The organism is Streptomyces sp. NRRL F-5727, from assembly GCF_000719555.1.
Lineage (GTDB): Bacteria > Actinomycetota > Actinomycetes > Streptomycetales > Streptomycetaceae > Streptomyces.
Genome location: NZ_JOGX01000097.1, coordinates 1 through 16326, shown reverse-complemented (window position 1 = coordinate 16326; position 16326 = coordinate 1). Strand labels below are relative to the sequence as shown.

The window sequence follows — 16326 nt, the reverse complement described above, 5'->3', positions numbered from 1 at the left end:
CCCCCACCGCCCCCGACACCCCGGCCGTCCCGCCCGCGCCGACCACGCCGGACGCCCCCAGCGCCCCCGACACCCCGACCGCCCCCGAGGAGCCGGTCGTGCCGGACGCGCCCTCGGAGCCGTACCCCGAGCCGGACGCGCCCGCCGACCCCTCCACGGACCCGTACACCGACCCCTCCACGGACCCCTACACCGACCCGTACGCGGACCCCTACGCCGACCCGTACACGGAGCCGTACCAGGACCCCCAGGGCGACGATCCGCTCCTCCCGCTCCCCGTCGAGCCGGAGTCCGCCGAACCCGACACCTTCGCCGGCTGAAGATCTTTGTGGTGCGCGAGGAACGCGCTGGCCCTAGCGTGGCCCCCATGAGCGTGGGCAGCGGGGGAGCGGACACGGCGGGTCGGCCGGACACGGCACCGGTGACGGAGGGCGCGGCGGCGCCGATCCTCAGCGCGTTCGGAGCCGCCTTCCGCATGGGCGGCTTCGACTGGGACCTCCTCACCGGCACCATGGAGATGGACGAGGCCGCCCTCGACGTCTTCGACTTCGACCCCGACGAGTACGACGGCCGCCCCGAGACCCTCGGCAGCCGCGTCCTGCCCGACGAGGGCCGCCAGCTCGACACCCTCGTCGCCCAGGCCCTCAAGGACGGCAGCGACCAGTACGGGGCGTACTTCCGCATCCGCCGCCGCGACGGCTCCCACCAGTGGACCCACACCCAGGGCATCGTCTACCGGGACCCGACCGGCCGCCCCGTGCGGATCGTCGGCGTCATACGGGACGCCACCCACGAACTCACCGAGTCCGCCGCCCGCCTCGGCCTCGACGAGGGCCGCCGGCAGCGCGCCGGGGTCGTCGAGGGCACCACCGCCGCCCTCGCCTACGCCCGCACCGTCCAGGACGTCATCGACCTCCTCAACGACTCGCACGCCCTGGAGCACTTCGGCGCCGCCAGCCTCGTCATGGGCCTGCTGGAGGCCGGCCGCATCCACCTCGTCGCCGAGGGGCCCGACGGCGCCTTCGTCCCCGGCACCCGGTTCACCCGGGTGGACGAGCCGTACCCGATGAGCGAGGTCATCCGCACCCTGCGGCCCCGCTTCATCGACACCGCCGAGGACTTCGCCGCCTCCTTCCCCGTCCTCTGGCCGCACATCAGCGGCCTCGGCATCACCTCCGCCGCCTACCTCCCGCTCATCGCCCAGGCCCGCCCCATCGGCGCCCTCGGCCTGCTCTACAGCGACAAGCGGGGCTTCAGCGAGGACGAGCGGACCCTGCTCGTCGCCCTCGGCAGCAGCATCGCCCAGAGCCTCCAGCGCGCCATGCTCTACGAGCAGGAACACGACCTCGCCGAAGGGCTCCAGCAGGCGATGCTGCCCCGCCGGATCACCGAGGTGCCCGGCGCCCAGATAGCCGTCCGCTACCGCTCCGCCCGCCTCGGCCGCGACGTCGGCGGCGACTGGTACGACGTCATCCCGCTCCCCGGCGGCCGGGTCGGCGCCGTCATCGGCGACGTCCAGGGCCACGACACCCACGCCGCCGCCGTCATGGGCCAGCTGCGGATCGTGCTCCGCGCCTACGCCGCCGAGGGCCACACCCCCGCCACCGTCATGGCCCGCGCCTCCGTCTTCCTCCACGAACTCGACACCGAACGCTTCGCCACCTGCACCTACGCCGAGGCCGACCCCGGCACCGGCGTCGTCCAGGTGGTCCGCGCCGGGCACGTCGACCCACTGGTCCGCGAGGCCGACGGCACCTGCCGCCGGGTTCCGGTCGAGGGCGGGCTCCCGCTCGGCCTCTCCGCCGAGTTCGGCCGGCTCGACTACCCCGTCACCACCCTCGAACTCGACCCCGGCCAGACCCTCATGCTCTACACCGACGGCCTCGTCGAGAAGCCCGGCGCCGACCTCGACGAGGGCCTCGAATGGCTCTCCTCCCTCGTCCGGCACGGCCCCTCCGACCTGCAGGAACTCGCCGACCACCTGTGCGAGGTCGTCGCCGACCGGGGCGGCGAGGACGACGTCGCCATCCTGCTGCTGCGCCGCCTCGGCGCGTACACCCCGGCCGGCGGGCGGTTCCGCCAGCACGTCGCCCAGAGCGACCCCGAGGCGCTCAGCGCCGCCCGCCACATGGTCCGGGCCGCCGTCCGCGCCTGGGGCGCCGGCTCCCGCGCCGACGAGATCGAGCTCGTCGCCGACGAACTCATGACCAACGCGCTCATGCACACCGACGGCGGCGCCATCGTCACCCTGCGGATCCTGCCCGGCACCGCACGACGGCTCCGCGTCGAGGTCGAGGACCGCTCCAGCGCCCTGCCCCGCCGCCGCGAGGCCGGCGAGGCCGGCGTCTCCGGCCGCGGCCTCCTCCTCGTCGACCAGCTCTCCGACAGCTGGGGCGTCGAGTCCCGCGGCGGCGGCAAATGCGTCTGGTGCGAGTTCGCCGTCCAGGACCCGCACCCCGGGGAGTGACCGGCGCGCGGCCGGCGGTGCCGTACGGCAGGGTGGTGCCATGCCCGAACTGCCCGAGGTCGAAGCCCTCCGCGCGTTCCTCGGCGAGCACCTCGTCGGCAAGGAGTTCGCCCGCGTGCTGCCCGTCGCGATCAGCGTCCTCAAGACGTACGACCCGCCGCTCGGCGTCCTCGACGGCGCCGAGGTCACCGGTGTCGCCCGGCACGGCAAATGGCTCGACATCACCGCCGCCACCCCCGCCGGACCCCTGCACCTCGTCGTCCACCTCGCCCGGGCCGGCTGGCTCCGCTGGCAGGACCCGCTGCCCTCCGGACCGCCCCGACCCGGCAAGGGGCCGCTCGCCCTGCGCGCCGCCCTCACCGGCGGCGACGGCTTCGACCTCACCGAGGCCGGCACCACCAAACGGCTCGCCGTCCACCTCGTCCACGACCCCCAGGAGGTCCCGGGCATCGCCCGCCTCGGCCCCGACCCGCTCGCCGAGGACTTCGGGCCCGACGCCTTCGCCGCCCTCCTCGCCGGCGAACGCCGCCAGATCAAGGGCGCCCTCCGCGACCAGAGCCTCATCGCCGGCATCGGCAACGCCTACAGCGACGAGATCCTGCACGCCGCCCGGATGTCCCCCTTCAAACCCACCGCCACCCTCGGCCCCGAGGAGACCGCCGCCCTCTACCAGGCCCTGCGCACCACCCTCCAGGACGCCGTCGCCCGCTCCCACGGCCTCGCCGCCGGCAAGCTCAAGGCCGAGAAGAAGACCGGCCTGCGCGTCCACGGCCGCACCGGCGAACCCTGCCCCGTCTGCGGCGACACCATCCGCGAGGTCAGCTTCGCCGACTCCTCCCTCCAGTACTGCCCCACCTGCCAGACCGGCGGGAAGGTCCTCGCCGACCGCCGCATGTCCCGGCTGCTCAAGTAGGCGGGGCGGGACCGGCCGCTCGGGGAGGCGGGGCGGGACCGGCCGCTCCCCCCTGAAGTAGGCTCCCGCGCATGCTGCGCGTACTGGCCGTCGACGACGAGGAACCCGCCCTCGGGGAGCTGCTCTACCTGCTCCGCGCCGACCCCCGGGTCCGCACCGCCGAGGGCGCCGGGGACGCGACCGCCGCGCTGCGCCGGATCGGGCGCGCGCTGGACTCCGGGCCGGACGGCGAGGAGACCATCGACGTCGTCTTCCTCGACATCCACATGCCCGGCCTCACCGGACTCGACGTCGCCCGCCTCCTCGCCGGCTTCGCCCGCCCCCCGCTCGTCGTCTTCGTCACCGCCCACGAGGGCTTCGCGCTCACCGCCTTCGACCTCAAGGCCGTCGACTACGTCCTCAAGCCGGTCCGCCGCGAACGGCTCGCCGAGGCCGTCCGCCGCGTCCACGAACTCGTCCACGCCACCGCCCCGCCCCCGGCCGCCGCCGCCCCCGAGCAGATCCCCGTCGAACTCGGCGGCGTCACCCGCTTCGTCGCCGTCGACGACATCGCCTACGTCGAGGCCCACGGCGACTACGCCCGCCTCCACACCGACCAGGGCAGCCACCTCGTCCGCATCCCGCTCTCCACGCTGGAGGAGCGCTGGGCCGACCGGGGCTTCGTCCGCATCCACCGCAGCCACCTCGTCGCCCTCGACCGGGTCGAGGAGCTCCGCCTCGACGGCGGCGCCACCTCCGTCCGGGTCGGCGCCACCGACCTCGCCGTCAGCCGCCGGCACGCCCGCCACCTCCGTGACCTGCTGCTGCGCCGCGCCGGCGGCTGACCACACCCCTACCGGCGCGCCGCCCCGTCTGCCTACACTCCACGGGCCCACCCGCCCGTCAGAGAGCGACGCCGATGCCGGAGCACCCCGAGCCGCGCCGGCCCCGGCGCGAGACCGTCACCCACGCCAGCGCCCTCGGCGACCGGCCCGGCCGCGTGCCGCGCCCCCGGCCGCTGCACCCGCCGGCCCGCTCCGAGATCGACGAGCAGACCACCCTCGGCCACACCTACGTCCGCTCCCTGATGCGCAGCCAGCTCCGCGCCGCCCTCACGGCGCTCGGCGCCCTCGCCCTGCTCGTCGGCACCCTCCCGCTGCTGCTCGCCCTGCCCGCCCCCGAGGCGCTGGTGTGGGCCGCGCTCGGCGTCGGCGTCTACCCCGTCGTCTGGGCCGTCGCCCACTGGTACGTCCGCCGGGCCGAGCGCAACGAGCGCGACTTCACCGGCCTCGTCGAAAGGTGAGGCGGCCCGCGTGAACCAGACCTACGCCGTCGTCGCCGTCACCGCCGTCGTCCTCGCCACCGTGCTCATCGGCGCCCTCGGCCTGCGCGTCTCCCGCACCACCTCCGACTTCTACGTCGCCTCCCGCACCGCCGGGCCCCGGCTCAACGCGGCCGCCATCAGCGGCGAGTACCTCTCCGCCGCCTCCTTCCTCGGCATCGCCGGACTCGTCCTCGTCCAGGGCCCGGCCATGCTCTGGTACCCGGTCGGCTACACCGCCGGCTATCTGGTGCTGCTCGTCCTCGTCGCGGCCCCGCTGCGCCGCTCCGGCGCGTACACCCTCTCCGACTTCGCCGAGGCGCGCCTGGAGTCCCCGCAGGTCCGCCGGCTCGCCAGCCTCTTCGTCGTCGGCATCGGCTGGCTCTACCTGCTGCCGCAGCTCCAGGGCGCCGGGCTCACCCTGGAGATCCTCACCGGCGCCCCCGACTGGGTCGGCGGGCTGCTCGTCGCCGTGGTCGTCACCGGCACGGTCGCCGCGGGCGGCATGCGCAGCATCACCTTCGTCCAGGCGTTCCAGTACTGGCTGAAACTCACCGCCCTGCTCGTCCCGGCCTTCTTCCTGGTCGCCGCCTGGTACGGCGACGGGGCACCCCGGGCCCGCTTCGACGCGCCCGCCGTGCTCCGCGAGCACACCGTCGTCCGGGTCGCCGACACCGTGCGCGTCGGGCTGGACGCCCCACTGACCCTCACCGTCACCGGCACGGTCGACTCCGTCCGGTACGAGGAGCGGGCCGTCACCCTCCCGCCGGGCACCCACCGGGTCGACGGCGGCACCGTCCTCGCCCTGCCGCCCGGCACGCCGGTCCCCGAGCGGCGCGCGAACGGCGCCGATCCCCTCGGCTGGTCCCAGCCCCTGGCCGGCGGCCGCGACGGCCACCAGCTGTACGCCACGTACGGACTGATCCTGGCCACCTTCCTCGGCACCATGGGCCTCCCGCACGTCGCCGTCCGCTTCTACACCAGCCCCCACGGACGGGCCGCCCGCCGCACCACCCTCGTCGTGCTCGGCCTGATCAGCGTCTTCTACCTGCTGCCCGCGGGGTACGGGGCGCTCGGCCGGATCTACGCCCCCGAGCTCGCCCTCACCGGGTCGGCCGACGCGGCCGTGCTCGTCCTGCCCGACCGGATCGTCGGCGGCGCGCTCGGCGACCTGCTCGGCGCCTTCCTCGCCGGCGGCGCCTTCGCCGCCTTCCTCTCCACCGCCTCGGGACTCACCATGTCCGTCGCCGGCGTCCTCGCCCAGGACGTGCTGCCGTCCCGCGCGGTCCGGCACTTCCGGCTCGCGACGGTGCTCGCCACCGCCGTCCCGCTCGCCGTCGGCGTCGCCGCCTCCAAGGTGCCGGTCGCCGACGCCGTCGGCCTCGCCTTCGCCGTCTCCGCCTCCTCCTTCTGCCCGCTCCTCGTCCTCGGCATCTGGTGGCGGCGGCTCACCCCGCCCGGCGCCGCCGCCGGGCTCCTCCTCGGCGGCGGCTCCGCGCTCGCCGCCGTGATGGCCACCCGGGCCGGGCTCGCCCCGGCGGGCTGGACGCACACCCTGATGGCCTGGCCCGCCGTCTGGTCCGTCCCGCTCGGCTTCCTCACCATGATCCTGGTCTCGCTCGCCACCCCGCGCAGCGTCCCGCCCGGCACCGCGGCGACCCTCGCCCGGCTCCATCTGCCCGAGGAGTTCACCGCCCCCGTGACCGCCCAGGAGGCCCGCCGGTGAGCGGCATCGCCCTGGCCGCGGCGAGCGCCGCCGGAGCCGTCCTGCTCGCCGCCGGCGTCGTCCTCGGCCGGCTCACGGCGCGCCGGGGCGCCCGCTCCGCCGACCTCGACCTCGGCACCCCCGTCGAGCGCGCCACCTTCCACACCCTGCACACCGCCTCGCTCGCCGCTCCGCCGCTGCGTGCCGGGCTGACCGAGGAGACCGCCCGCAAGGCGGCCCGCCCGCTGCGCTCGCTGCTCGGCACCGAGGCCCTCTGTCTCACCGACGGTTCGGCCGTCCTGGCCTGGGACGGCCCCGGCGAGGCCCACCACCACGCGGGCGTGCCCGAGCTGGCCGCCGCGACCCTGGAGACCGGCCGCAGCCGCTCGGCGCCCACCGGGTGCGCCGACCCCGGCTGCGCGCTGCGGTGGGCGGTGACGGCCCCGCTCACCGGTGAGGAGGGGGTCCTCGGCGCGCTGGTCGCCTACGGGCCGCGGGAGTCGGCGGTGCTCGTGCGGGCCGCCACCGAGGTGGCCCGCTGGGTCTCGGTCCAGCTGGAGCTGGCCGAACTGGACCGCTCCCGGACCCGGATGGTGGAGGCGGAGATCCGCGCGCTGCGCGCCCAGATCTCCCCGCACTTCATCTTCAACTCCCTCGCCGCGATCGCCTCGTTCGTCCGCACCGACCCGGAGCGGGCCCGGGACCTCCTCCAGGAGTTCGCCGACTTCACCCGCTACTCCTTCCGCCGGCACGGCGACTTCGCCACCCTGGCCGACGAACTGCGCGCGATCGAGCAGTACTTGGCACTGGCCGGGGCCCGCTTCGGCGACCGGCTCAAGGTGACGCTCCAGATCGCGCCGGAGGTGCTGCCGGTCGCGCTGCCCTTCCTCTGTCTCCAGCCGCTGGTGGAGAACGCCGTCAAGCACGGGCTGCAGGACCGGGAGCGGGGCTGCCGGGTCACCATCGCCGCGCGGGACGCCGGATCGGAGGCCGTGGTGACCGTCGAGGACGACGGCGTCGGCATGGACCCGGAGCGGCTGCGGGCGGTGCTGCGCGGCGAGCAGCCGGGCGGCTCCGGCATCGGCCTGTCCAACGTGGACGAGCGGCTGCGTCAGGTGTACGGGCCGGAGCACGGACTCGTCATCGAGACCGGTGTCGGCGCCGGCATGAAGGTGACCGCGCGCTTCCCCAAGTACCGTCCGGGCGTGCATCCGTCGCCGACGCGCTGACCGTCAGGACAGCCACACGGCGAGATGGGCGAGCGGCAGGCCGAGCCGCCAGGCGGGCAGCCAGGCGCGGGCCGTCTCGTCGACCGTCAGCCCGGGACCCGTCCCCGGCAGGCCGTCGAGGTCGGCGGCGTGCACCCAGGTCTCCCGCAGGGCCCGCCAGGTGTCCCGGGCGAGGGCGAGGTCGGGTCCGTCGGGGTCCTCCGCCTCGGCGGCGGCGAGCCGTTCCTCCACCCAGTCCGGCCAGCCCGCCTCGTGCGCGGTGAGGCCCAGCCACACGTCGGCGCCGGGCTCCCCGGAGAGATGGACCGTGAGGGCCAGGGCGCGCAGGGAGGCGCGGTGCTCCAGTGAGCCGGGGTCGGTCAGGCCGGCCGCGGTCAGATACTGGTCGGCCAGGTACTCGGCGCACAGCCAGGCCATCGGTACGGCCAGACCCCCGCCGCTCCTGCGGCCGGCGCCGTTCGTGCTCTCGGGCGGCAACGCTCCCACCTTCTCCCGGACGTCGGGGACCCGCGGTTCTCGGGACCCGGAGCAGAGCCTCCTCCGCTCGGGGCGTCCGCGTGGACCGCTTTGCTCAACTCGCCGGTGTGGTTTCGGATACGTTCCCCGGCCGGATCGGTGCCGACGGGTCTGCCGGGACGGATGGTGCGGAAGAGGCTGGGGAGGGGCGCCGGCGGACGAGCGAGGCGAGCGCCGTGACACCGACGACGAGCGCGAGCGAGCGGAAGGGCAGGACCGCGCCGAAGCGGTCGTCCAGGCCGTCGATCCCGTTCCAGACGGTGATGATCCATCCCACGCTCCCCACCAGCACCATCGCCGCCGGCTGCCGCTCCCCGCTCAGCCGCATCCCGGTCCAGAGCACGAGCGGCATGACCAGCGCGGTGTTGAGCAGCGCGGTGGTGAACACCTGCGCCTCCCCGTAGCCGGTCGGCGTCCCCAGGGCGGCCGACGCCTGCCCGACGAGCGCGAAGCGCAGCGTGTCGGAGAGCACGAGGTGCGCGGCGCCGACCGCGATCCCGGTGACGACGACGGCCTTGAACAGGCGGGGGAGGGGCGGGGTGTGAGGTGGTGAGGTCATGGGCGTGACTATACGCACTGTGTATACATGGAGTGTATAGACCCCGGGTTCGTTCCCGCGTGCGCGGCCGTGCCGCGGGGGCCTTCCTGGGTGCGTGCGCCGGCCCGCCCGGCCCGCGCCGTCCGGGCGGGCCGGCGGGGCCCGCCCAGCGCGTGCCCCGCCATGCCCCGCCGACCCCCACGCCTCAGGTGGCGGGCAGCCCCGCCCTCGCCGGTGCCGTCAGATCGGCCGTGGCCTGGCGGCCCTGGAACGGCGCGCGCCCGTCGCCGGTGCCGCGGTACAGCCACACGCCGCTCCGGGCCCCGAGGCCGAGCGGATCGGCCCGCCCGTCACCGTCCGCGTCCCCGCGCCGATGAGGTGCGTGTACGTCTGCCGGCCCCCGCCGATCCGCTGCCGGCCGGCGAACGTGCCGTCGCCGCGGCCCGGATACGGCCACGGGACGCCGTCCCCGTCGCGGGCGACCACATCGCCGGTCGGCGCGCCGTCGAGGTCGCCGGCGACCGTGACGTCGTTGTGGATCCCCCAGCCGCCGCCGACCTTCACCGGGAGGCGAAGGGCGCCCGGGCGTCGCCGGTGCCCTCAGCCCAGCAGGGCGTAGACGGCCGTCGCGTGGGCGGCGGGCTCGGTGGTGCCGTCGGCGGTCATGGTGATGTCGGCGAAGGCCATCCGCTTGCCGAGCTTGGTGAGGCGGGCGCGGATCAGGACGTCTGCGCCGAGGACCGCCCGCTGGAAGCTGGTGGACTGCTGGACGGTCGTCATGGGGACGAAGCCGCCGCGGGCCGCCGAGACGGCGATGACGGTGGCGGTGTCGGCCGCGGCCATCAGGGCCTGGCCGGAGATGCCGCCGCCCTCGCGCGCCAGCCGGTCGGACCAGGGGAGGCGGAGGACGGCCTCGTGGCCGTCGACGGAGTCGACGGTGAGTTCCAGGTCCAGGACCCAGGGGGCGAAGTTGTCGGCGAGGATCTTCTCGGCGGCGGCGGGAGTCAGCGCCACGGTGTCAGGGAGCGTCACGGCGTCATTGTGCGGCCGCGGCCCGGTGGCGGGCAACGACGCCGTGACGCGGCCGGTAGCCGGGCAGCGAGCGGCCGAGCTGCCGGAGGGCGTAGTGGGAACGGGACTTGACCGTGCCGGCCGGGATGCCGAGGTCCACGGCGGCCTCGTTGACGGTGAGCCCGTGGAAGTAGAGCCGTACCAGCACCGCCCGGTGCTCCGGGCTCAACTCGCGTACCGCCGCCCGGACGTCGAGGGCCGCCTCGGCCGACTCGGTGGCGTCCGAGGGGTCCGGGGTCACCGCCAGGACCCCGTCGCCGATCTCGGCCGGCCGGGCCAGCCGGGAGCGGCGGGCGTCGATGGCGAGCCGGCGGGCCACGGTGAAGAGCCAGGGCCGCATCGAGGCGTAGGCGCCGCTGAACGCCTCGGGGTGGAGCCAGGCCCGGACCAGGGTCTCCTGGGCGAGGTCCTCGGCGCGCTGGCGGTCGCCGTAGGTCAGCCCGAGGAGGAAGGAGAGCAGGGCGGGGCCGTGCTCGCGCTGGAGTTCCTGAAGCGTCCGCTCGTCGGTCGTCGCCGTCGCCGTCGTCATGAGTGCCCACCCTTCGCCGCCCGCTCGGCGGTTCGTCGTCCGCGCCGTATACGAACGCATCCGGCCGGACGAGGACAGGGAACGGACAACGGTCTGCGACGAACGGTCGGAACGAGCGGCGAATGGCACGGCGAACGGTCGGAAGGCGATCAAGTGAGGGTTGTTCGTCCGATTCGGTGGGGTTCGCGCCCTGCCCCGGCCCGGTCCCTTGACTGAAGACCCCCCGAGGGATGAATTCGGCAGAACACGTGTTCTTCCTATGATCGGGGTGGCAGTCGTCATGACCGCAGGCACCAGACCGGTACGCGCCAGACTCGCCCGTGCCGGCTCCACCGTCCTCGCCGGCTCCCTGCTCGCCGTCGTCGCCGCGTGCAGCCAGGGCGGCCTCGGCGGCACCCCCTCACCCGGCGGCTCTTCCGGCGGCTCCACCGCGCCGCGCCCCGCCCCGGCCCCCAAGCCGGCCGGCTTCACCCTGGTGGCCTCCGGCGACGTCCTCCCGCACGACTCGATCATCCGCCGCGCCGCCGCCGACGCCGGCGACGGCGGCTACGACTTCCGCCCCATGCTCGCCGGGGTCAAGCCGGTCGTCTCCCGCGCCGACCTCGCCATCTGCCACATGGAGACGGTGTACGGGAAGGACGGCGGCCCCTACACCGGCTACCCCGCCTTCAAGTCCCCGCCCGAGGTCGCCACCGCGCTGAAGGCCACCGGCTACGACTCCTGCTCCACCGCCTCCAACCACACCCTCGACGACGGCGCCGCCGGGCTCGGCCGCACCCTCGACGCCCTCGACGCGGCGGGCGTGAAGCACGCCGGATCGGCCCGTACCGCCGCCGAGGCCGCCCGGCCCACCCTGCTCAAGGCCGGCGGCGCCACCGTCGCCCAGCTCGCCTACACCTACGACACCAACGGCTACCCGCTCCCCGCGGGGCAGCCCTGGGCGGTGAACCTGCTCGACGAGGCCAAGGTGCTCGCCGACGCCCGGGCCGCCCGCGCCGCCGGCGCCGACGTGGTCGTCGTCAGCGTCCACTGGGGCACCGAGTGGCAGACCGAGCCCGACGAACGGCAGCTCTCGCTGGCCCGCTCGCTCACCGCCTCCCGCACCGGCGGCCGCCCCGACATCGACCTCATCGTCGGCACCCACGCCCACGTCCCCCAGGCGTACGAGAAGGTCAACGGCACCTGGGTGATCTACGGCATGGGCGACCAGATCGCCGGCGACATGATCAACCACGAGGGCGTCTTCGACCCCCGAGGCAACCAGGGCAGCATCGGCCGCTTCACCTTCGCCCCGCCGAAGAGGCCCGGCGCCCGCTGGGAGGTCACCAAGGCCGAGTTCGTGCCCCAGTGGTTCGACACCGGCCGCGGCCGCGTGGTCAACCTGGGCGCCGACACCTCGGACCCCCGCCACGCCGGCATCCGCGAGACGATCCGCCAGGTCGTCCTCGGCCGGGGCGCCGACAAGGACGGTCTCGCCCTCGGCACATAGCGACGGCGGCGGCCGGTCGGGGGACGACCGTGACCGTGCCGGCGGGCCGGCCCGGCCGCGTACGACGCCGCCCGCAGTGACGAGGCCCCTCCGGGGGTATCGGCCCAACGGGTGCAATCGGGCGGCGGCCCGGTGTCGGTGAGGGGCCCGGGACCCTCCCCGGACGAACCATTGGTCATGAAAAACGATCAGCTGCCCATCGGGCGGAGGTCGGTGCTGCGCCTGGCCGCCGGACTCGGCGTCACCGTCGCGGCCGGCGCGTTCGCCCTCGACCGCTTCGGCCCCGGCGACACCGCCGGGGAGGGCACCCCCGCCGCACCCCAGGGCCCGCCCGCCGCCGCCGGGCCGCCGGCCTCCTCGCCCCGGCTGCGCCCCTCCGCGTACCGGCTCCAGCCCATGACCGCGTACGCCCCCGCCGGCCGGCCCCGGGCCCTGCCCCCGGTCCGGCGGCGGCCCTTCCTCTCGCTCACCGGCGTCGGCCGCACCATGGTGCTCACCTTCGACGACGGCCCCGACCCCCGCTACACCCCCGACATCCTGGCCACCCTGCGGCAGTACGACTGCCGGGCGATGTTCTTCGTCTGCGGCGAGATGGCGGTGGCCAACCCGGACCTGCTCCGGGAGATGGCCGACGACGGGCACGTGGTCGGCAACCACTCGTGGTCCCATCCGCTCGTGCCGAAGCTGCGGCCCTCCCGCATCCGGGACGAACTCGGCTCCACCAGCGAGGTGGTGGAACGGACGCTGGGCGCCGCCCCGCTCTGGTACCGGGCCCCGTACGGCGCCTGGAACCGGCACTCCTTCGAGATCGGCGCCGAGCTGGGCATGGAGCCGCTCGCCTGGTCCGTGGACACCCTCGACTGGAAGGAGCCCGGCACCGGCACCATCGTCCGCCGGGTCCTCGACGGCGCGGGACCCGGCGTCATCGTCCTCTCCCACGACGCCGGCGGGAACCGCTCCCAGAGCGTCGCCGCCCTCCGCCGCTACCTGCCCGCGCTCCTCGACCAGGGCTACGCCGTCACGGTCCCCCGGCGCTGACCGCCCGGACGTCGCGCGAAGGGCCCCGGGGGACACCCCCGGGGCCCTGCACGCGCGCGTGGCTCAGCGCGAACCCACCATCCGGGCGTAGACGACCACGTTCCCGTCGTACCCCTTCGCCCGGGTGTAGCCGCCGCCGCAGGTGATCACGCGCAGCTCCGGAAGGCCGGTGTCCCCGTAGACCTGCGGGCCGGGGAAGTCCTCCTTGGAGTAGACCTCGATGCCGTAGATCTCGAAGACCGCCACCCGTCCGTCGTACCGCTCGACCTCGACGTGCTGGCCCTTCTCCAGGGAGCCGAGGCCGTAGAAGACCGCCGGGCCGCTGTTGTTGTCGACGTGCCCGACGATCACCGCGGTGCCGCGCTGGCCGGGCGCGATGCCGTTCTGGTACCAGCCGGCCAGATTGGCGTCCTGCGGGGGAGGGGCCGCCACCCAGCCGTCCGCGTCGAGCCCCACGTCCATCACCGGGGCCGCTACCTCGATCGCCGGGATGCGGATCCGCGAGGCGGGCGCGAAGGGCAGCGGCTGGACGCCCGCCGACTCCTCCGCGGGCGGCGCGACGACCGGACGCGCCACCGGACGGGCCGCGGCGGCCGGCTGCGGCGGGCCTCCCGCGACGTCCGCGCCGTTGCGCATCATCGCGAGTCCGGACAGCATGGCGAGGGCCAGGACGCCCCAGGGTTGTCGTCTCCTGCGCTCAGGGACGCGGAAGTCCTTCGGGGGCATGGTTCTCCCTTCGTGGCGACGTGTGAACGGTAAGGGCGCCTTTGCACCTCCGCCCTCCGGGCGGCCCGAACGGGTAACCCCCCGCCTCCGTACGGGTGGCGACGCGCCGACCAAGGGCCCCGCCGGGAGCCGCCCGAGAACCGACCCGCCGTCAGAAACGGTGCGGACGGGGGGCGTCGGGCCCCCTGCCCGCCCGGGTGACAGCGCGCTGACCCATCCGAGTACTCGTCTGACAATCGTTTCGCGCGCCCCTGACCTGCGGGTCTGTGGTCCCGCACAACTCGATCGGCGGACATGACCGCTCACCGGACCGGCTCAGTGCCGAGGTGCAGGGAGGGGCCCGAGTTGTGATGGTTCGTCATGGAAGGCGTACTCGTCGAATCTCCCGGAGCACCGCTTCGGGGCGCCTTCCACTGGAGGTTCAACCATGCGTGCTGCACGCACTCTGGCGGTGACCGCCACCGCGTTCGCGGCGGTCGCCCTGGCCGCTCCCCTCGCCGCCGCCACCAACGGTCCCAGCAACGTCCAAGTCAATCCCTACGACGTCCACGCGGGGTCGACGATCACGATCACGGCCAAGGGCTGCGGCCACGGCGGCACGGTCACGTCCAACGCCTTCCCGGAGACCAGCCTCTCGGTCAACTCCAACGGCCTGTCCAGCGCGATCGCCCGGGTCTACAACAACGCCACGCCCGGCAACTACAACCTGGCCGTCAAGTGCAGCGACAACTCCCGCGTCGTCACGCACCCGTTCCGCGTGCTCGCGGGCCGCGGCGCCCAGGGTGGCCTCGGCGGTTCGCTGGCGCCCAGCTCCACCGAGATGGCCGTCGGCGGCAGCCTGGTCGCCGCCGCCGCGCTCGGCGGCGGCGTCTTCGTGCTCCGTCGCCGCCGGATGACCGGCACGGGCGTCTGACCGGCCGAACCTCCCGGTCGGCCTCCTGTGCCCGCCGCCCCCGTGTCCCGGAAGGGATCCGGGGGCGGCGGGCTGTCCGGCGCGACGGGGCGGGCCCGGCCGCTCAGTGCCGGCGGTCGTGCGAACGGCGCCGGACCACGTACGCCGTGCCCGCGGCGGCGGCGAGCACCAGGGCCGTACCGGCCGCCAGCGTCCCCGATTCGAGACTTCCCTGGGAGCCGCCGAGGCCGCCCTGCACACCGCGCGGGGTGAGCAGCACGGTGGAGCGGGCGGTCGGCGACAGGGTGGCCAGTCCGCTGATCGTCAGGTCCACGGTGTCCTGCACGCCGCCCGAGCAGTTGAACGCCACCGTGTACACGGCGCCGCGCTTGGCGTCCGCGTCCACGGTGGCGGTGACGGCCGAGCCCGGGGCGATCTGGACGGTGTCGAAGATGCCCGCCGTCGCCGTCGCCGTACTGGCGCAGCCGGGGGCGCTGAGCGTCACCCGCCCGCCGGGGGCGACGAGCGACGGGGAGACGACGAAATCGCCCGGGGCCTTGGCGCCCCGCACCCGCGGGTTCGGCGCGGGCGCACCGTCGGCCGCGTGGGCGACGGTGACGGGGGCGGCCAGGGCGAGGGCGGCCGCCCCCAGCAGGGCGGTGGACGCGGCACGTATCGCGCGCATGGTGATTCCTCCGGGTCCCGAGGGCCGGCCGCGGCGGTTTGGCCGCGTGAAGCCTGCGTGCACCTCGTTGCCCGAAACGCTAGGAGCGCACTACCACAGCCGCGATCCCAGACGTGCGAATGGGGCACCCTTGTCCCCCGGGCGGCCCAGCCCCGCCCTCCCCGTCACTCCGTGACCTGCGGGAACAGGTCGGTGAACGGCGTGGCGGTGGCGGCGAGGCCGCGGCCGAACGGGGCGTCGAAGTCCCAGATGAGGAAGAGCAGGAAGGCGATCAGCGCGCTGTAGAGGCCGGCGAGCAGCAACTCGCGGCCGGTGCGACGGATCTGGAGCGTGAAGATGAGCCCCACCGAGACCAGGGCGCCGATGATCAGACCGAACCAGACCACGCCGGGCATGGTCTCGCCGGCGCTCTGGCCGCGCGCGCCGCGGGCGTCGTCGGCGACCATCACCTGGTCGACCAGCGGCTGGTACGCCTGCCCCTCGAAGTCGTTGGCGGGCTGGTAGTCGGTGACGCTGCGGCGCACCTTCTGGAGCAGGGCGTCGCCCTCGGGGGTGGTCTCGCCCTCCTCCGCCATGTGCGGGAACTCCGTGTTCACCACGTAGTCGACGTACGCGTCGACGTCGGCGCGGATTCCCTCGCGGACCGGCAGCGGGTAGACCTCGACCCGCTCGGAGATCTCGTGCATCGCCTGGGCCTCCTGGCGCACCACCTCCTGGGCGGCGCCGCGGCCCTCCCAGACGCCGGCGATGGCGAGGCCGAGGACGATCGCGTAGATGACGCCGATCATCATCGTCATGTACTCGATGACGTCGGGGGTCTCGTTGGGGTCGTCGTCGTCGGGGATCCGGCGGTGGTTGATGACGACGATGGCCAGGACGACGGCGCACGCGGCGGCCATCGCCAAGGTCAGGACGAGCCATTCGGACATGGTTCCTCGGTCTTTCTCAGGGGGTTCGAGTCGGGGGCGCGGCGCTCGGGCCGGTCAGCGGGAGGAGCGCGGGCGCAGGATCGCGGTGGCCAGCACGGCCGGGGCGGTGATCAGGAGCATCGTGGTGACCGGCGACGACGTGGTCTTCGGCTGGGGCCGGGAGGCCCGCTTGTAGTGCGGCAGCGCGACGGGGGTCGCGGGCGGCGCGGGGCGCGGCGCCGTCGTCGGGGTGGGGGACGGCTGTCTCTTATACACATCTCCGAGCCCACGAGACCGTACTAGATCTCGTATGCCGTCTT

At 74.9% G+C, this 16326-nt stretch carries 17 protein-coding genes and 1 pseudogene; 10 read left to right on the top strand and 8 right to left on the bottom strand.

The genetic code is table 11. The features are described 5' to 3' along the window. The 7 genes and pseudogenes from IF73_RS38295 to IF73_RS0135255 all read left to right on the top strand — a co-directional run. Window positions 1-320: pseudogene (locus tag IF73_RS38295) on the top strand (hypothetical protein); the annotation flags it as partial. A gap of 47 nt (window positions 321-367) precedes the next feature. Continuing rightward, window positions 368-2467, top strand: a complete 2100-nt coding sequence (locus IF73_RS0135280) for a SpoIIE family protein phosphatase (RefSeq protein ID WP_037881532.1) — start codon at window positions 368-370, stop codon at window positions 2465-2467. Window positions 2468-2507: 40 nt separating this feature from the next. Continuing rightward, window positions 2508-3380, top strand: a complete 873-nt coding sequence (locus IF73_RS0135275; protein WP_031015187.1) for an Fpg/Nei family DNA glycosylase — start codon at window positions 2508-2510, stop codon at window positions 3378-3380. 71 nt (window positions 3381-3451) lie between these two features. Further along, a complete protein-coding gene (locus IF73_RS0135270; RefSeq protein WP_031015186.1) occupies window positions 3452-4204 on the top strand; it encodes a LytR/AlgR family response regulator transcription factor in 753 nt (250 codons plus the stop codon). A gap of 74 nt (window positions 4205-4278) precedes the next feature. After that, on the top strand, window positions 4279-4662 hold the full coding sequence (locus IF73_RS0135265) for a membrane protein (protein WP_031015185.1): 384 nt from the start codon (window positions 4279-4281) through the stop codon (window positions 4660-4662). Window positions 4663-4672: 10 nt separating this feature from the next. Next, a complete protein-coding gene (locus IF73_RS0135260; protein WP_031015184.1) occupies window positions 4673-6406 on the top strand; it encodes a cation acetate symporter in 1734 nt (577 codons plus the stop codon). Continuing rightward, on the top strand, window positions 6403-7614 hold the full coding sequence (locus IF73_RS0135255) for a histidine kinase (protein ID WP_031015182.1): 1212 nt from the start codon (window positions 6403-6405) through the stop codon (window positions 7612-7614). Before IF73_RS0135260 ends, IF73_RS0135255 begins: the two co-directional genes overlap by 4 nt. Before the next feature lie 3 nt (window positions 7615-7617). Here the strand turns inward: IF73_RS0135255 and IF73_RS0135250 are convergent, their stop codons facing one another. The 4 genes from IF73_RS0135250 to IF73_RS0135230 all read right to left on the bottom strand — a co-directional run bounded on the left by IF73_RS0135250 (window position 7618) and on the right by IF73_RS0135230 (window position 10268). Next, complete coding sequence (locus tag IF73_RS0135250) at window positions 7618-8100, bottom strand: hypothetical protein (RefSeq protein ID WP_420706607.1); 483 nt, start codon at window positions 8098-8100, stop codon at window positions 7618-7620. A gap of 85 nt (window positions 8101-8185) precedes the next feature. Beyond that, window positions 8186-8689 carry a hypothetical protein gene (locus IF73_RS0135245; RefSeq protein ID WP_031015178.1) on the bottom strand — a complete coding sequence of 168 codons (504 nt, stop codon included), beginning with the start codon at window positions 8687-8689 and terminating at the stop codon, window positions 8186-8188. A gap of 579 nt (window positions 8690-9268) precedes the next feature. After that, window positions 9269-9682 carry a PaaI family thioesterase gene (locus IF73_RS0135235; RefSeq protein ID WP_031015174.1) on the bottom strand — a complete coding sequence of 138 codons (414 nt, stop codon included), beginning with the start codon at window positions 9680-9682 and terminating at the stop codon, window positions 9269-9271. 22 nt (window positions 9683-9704) lie between these two features. Beyond that, on the bottom strand, window positions 9705-10268 hold the full coding sequence (locus IF73_RS0135230; protein WP_031015172.1) for a sigma-70 family RNA polymerase sigma factor: 564 nt from the start codon (window positions 10266-10268) through the stop codon (window positions 9705-9707). Window positions 10269-10548: 280 nt separating this feature from the next. Here IF73_RS0135230 and IF73_RS0135225 point away from each other — a divergent pair, with 280 nt between their 5' ends. Beyond that, the gene (locus IF73_RS0135225) at window positions 10549-11757 is read left to right on the top strand and encodes a CapA family protein (RefSeq protein WP_031015162.1); all 1209 of its coding nucleotides are present in this window, start codon (window positions 10549-10551) and stop codon (window positions 11755-11757) included. A 177-nt stretch (window positions 11758-11934) separates the two neighbouring features. Next, window positions 11935-12795: a polysaccharide deacetylase family protein gene (locus tag IF73_RS0135220; RefSeq protein ID WP_031015160.1), complete on the top strand. Its 861-nt coding sequence runs from the start codon at window positions 11935-11937 to the stop codon at window positions 12793-12795. 63 nt (window positions 12796-12858) lie between these two features. On the opposite strand, the gene IF73_RS0135215 is transcribed toward IF73_RS0135220, so the two are convergent. Then, the gene (locus IF73_RS0135215; protein WP_031015159.1) at window positions 12859-13521 is read right to left on the bottom strand and encodes a class F sortase; all 663 of its coding nucleotides are present in this window, start codon (window positions 13519-13521) and stop codon (window positions 12859-12861) included. A gap of 427 nt (window positions 13522-13948) precedes the next feature. On the opposite strand from IF73_RS0135215, the gene IF73_RS0135210 reads away from it, so the two are divergent. After that, a complete protein-coding gene (locus tag IF73_RS0135210; protein WP_031015157.1) occupies window positions 13949-14434 on the top strand; it encodes a hypothetical protein in 486 nt (161 codons plus the stop codon). A gap of 103 nt (window positions 14435-14537) precedes the next feature. On the opposite strand, the gene IF73_RS0135205 is transcribed toward IF73_RS0135210, so the two are convergent. From IF73_RS0135205 to IF73_RS40065, 3 genes are all read right to left on the bottom strand, one after another. Then, complete coding sequence (locus IF73_RS0135205; protein WP_031015154.1) at window positions 14538-15098, bottom strand: hypothetical protein; 561 nt, start codon at window positions 15096-15098, stop codon at window positions 14538-14540. Window positions 15099-15262: 164 nt separating this feature from the next. Beyond that, on the bottom strand, window positions 15263-16027 hold the full coding sequence (locus IF73_RS0135200; RefSeq protein ID WP_031015153.1) for a DUF4239 domain-containing protein: 765 nt from the start codon (window positions 16025-16027) through the stop codon (window positions 15263-15265). A gap of 54 nt (window positions 16028-16081) precedes the next feature. Next, the gene (locus tag IF73_RS40065) at window positions 16082-16282 is read right to left on the bottom strand and encodes a hypothetical protein (protein WP_078868426.1); all 201 of its coding nucleotides are present in this window, start codon (window positions 16280-16282) and stop codon (window positions 16082-16084) included. Between the last annotated feature and the right edge of the window lie 44 nt (window positions 16283-16326).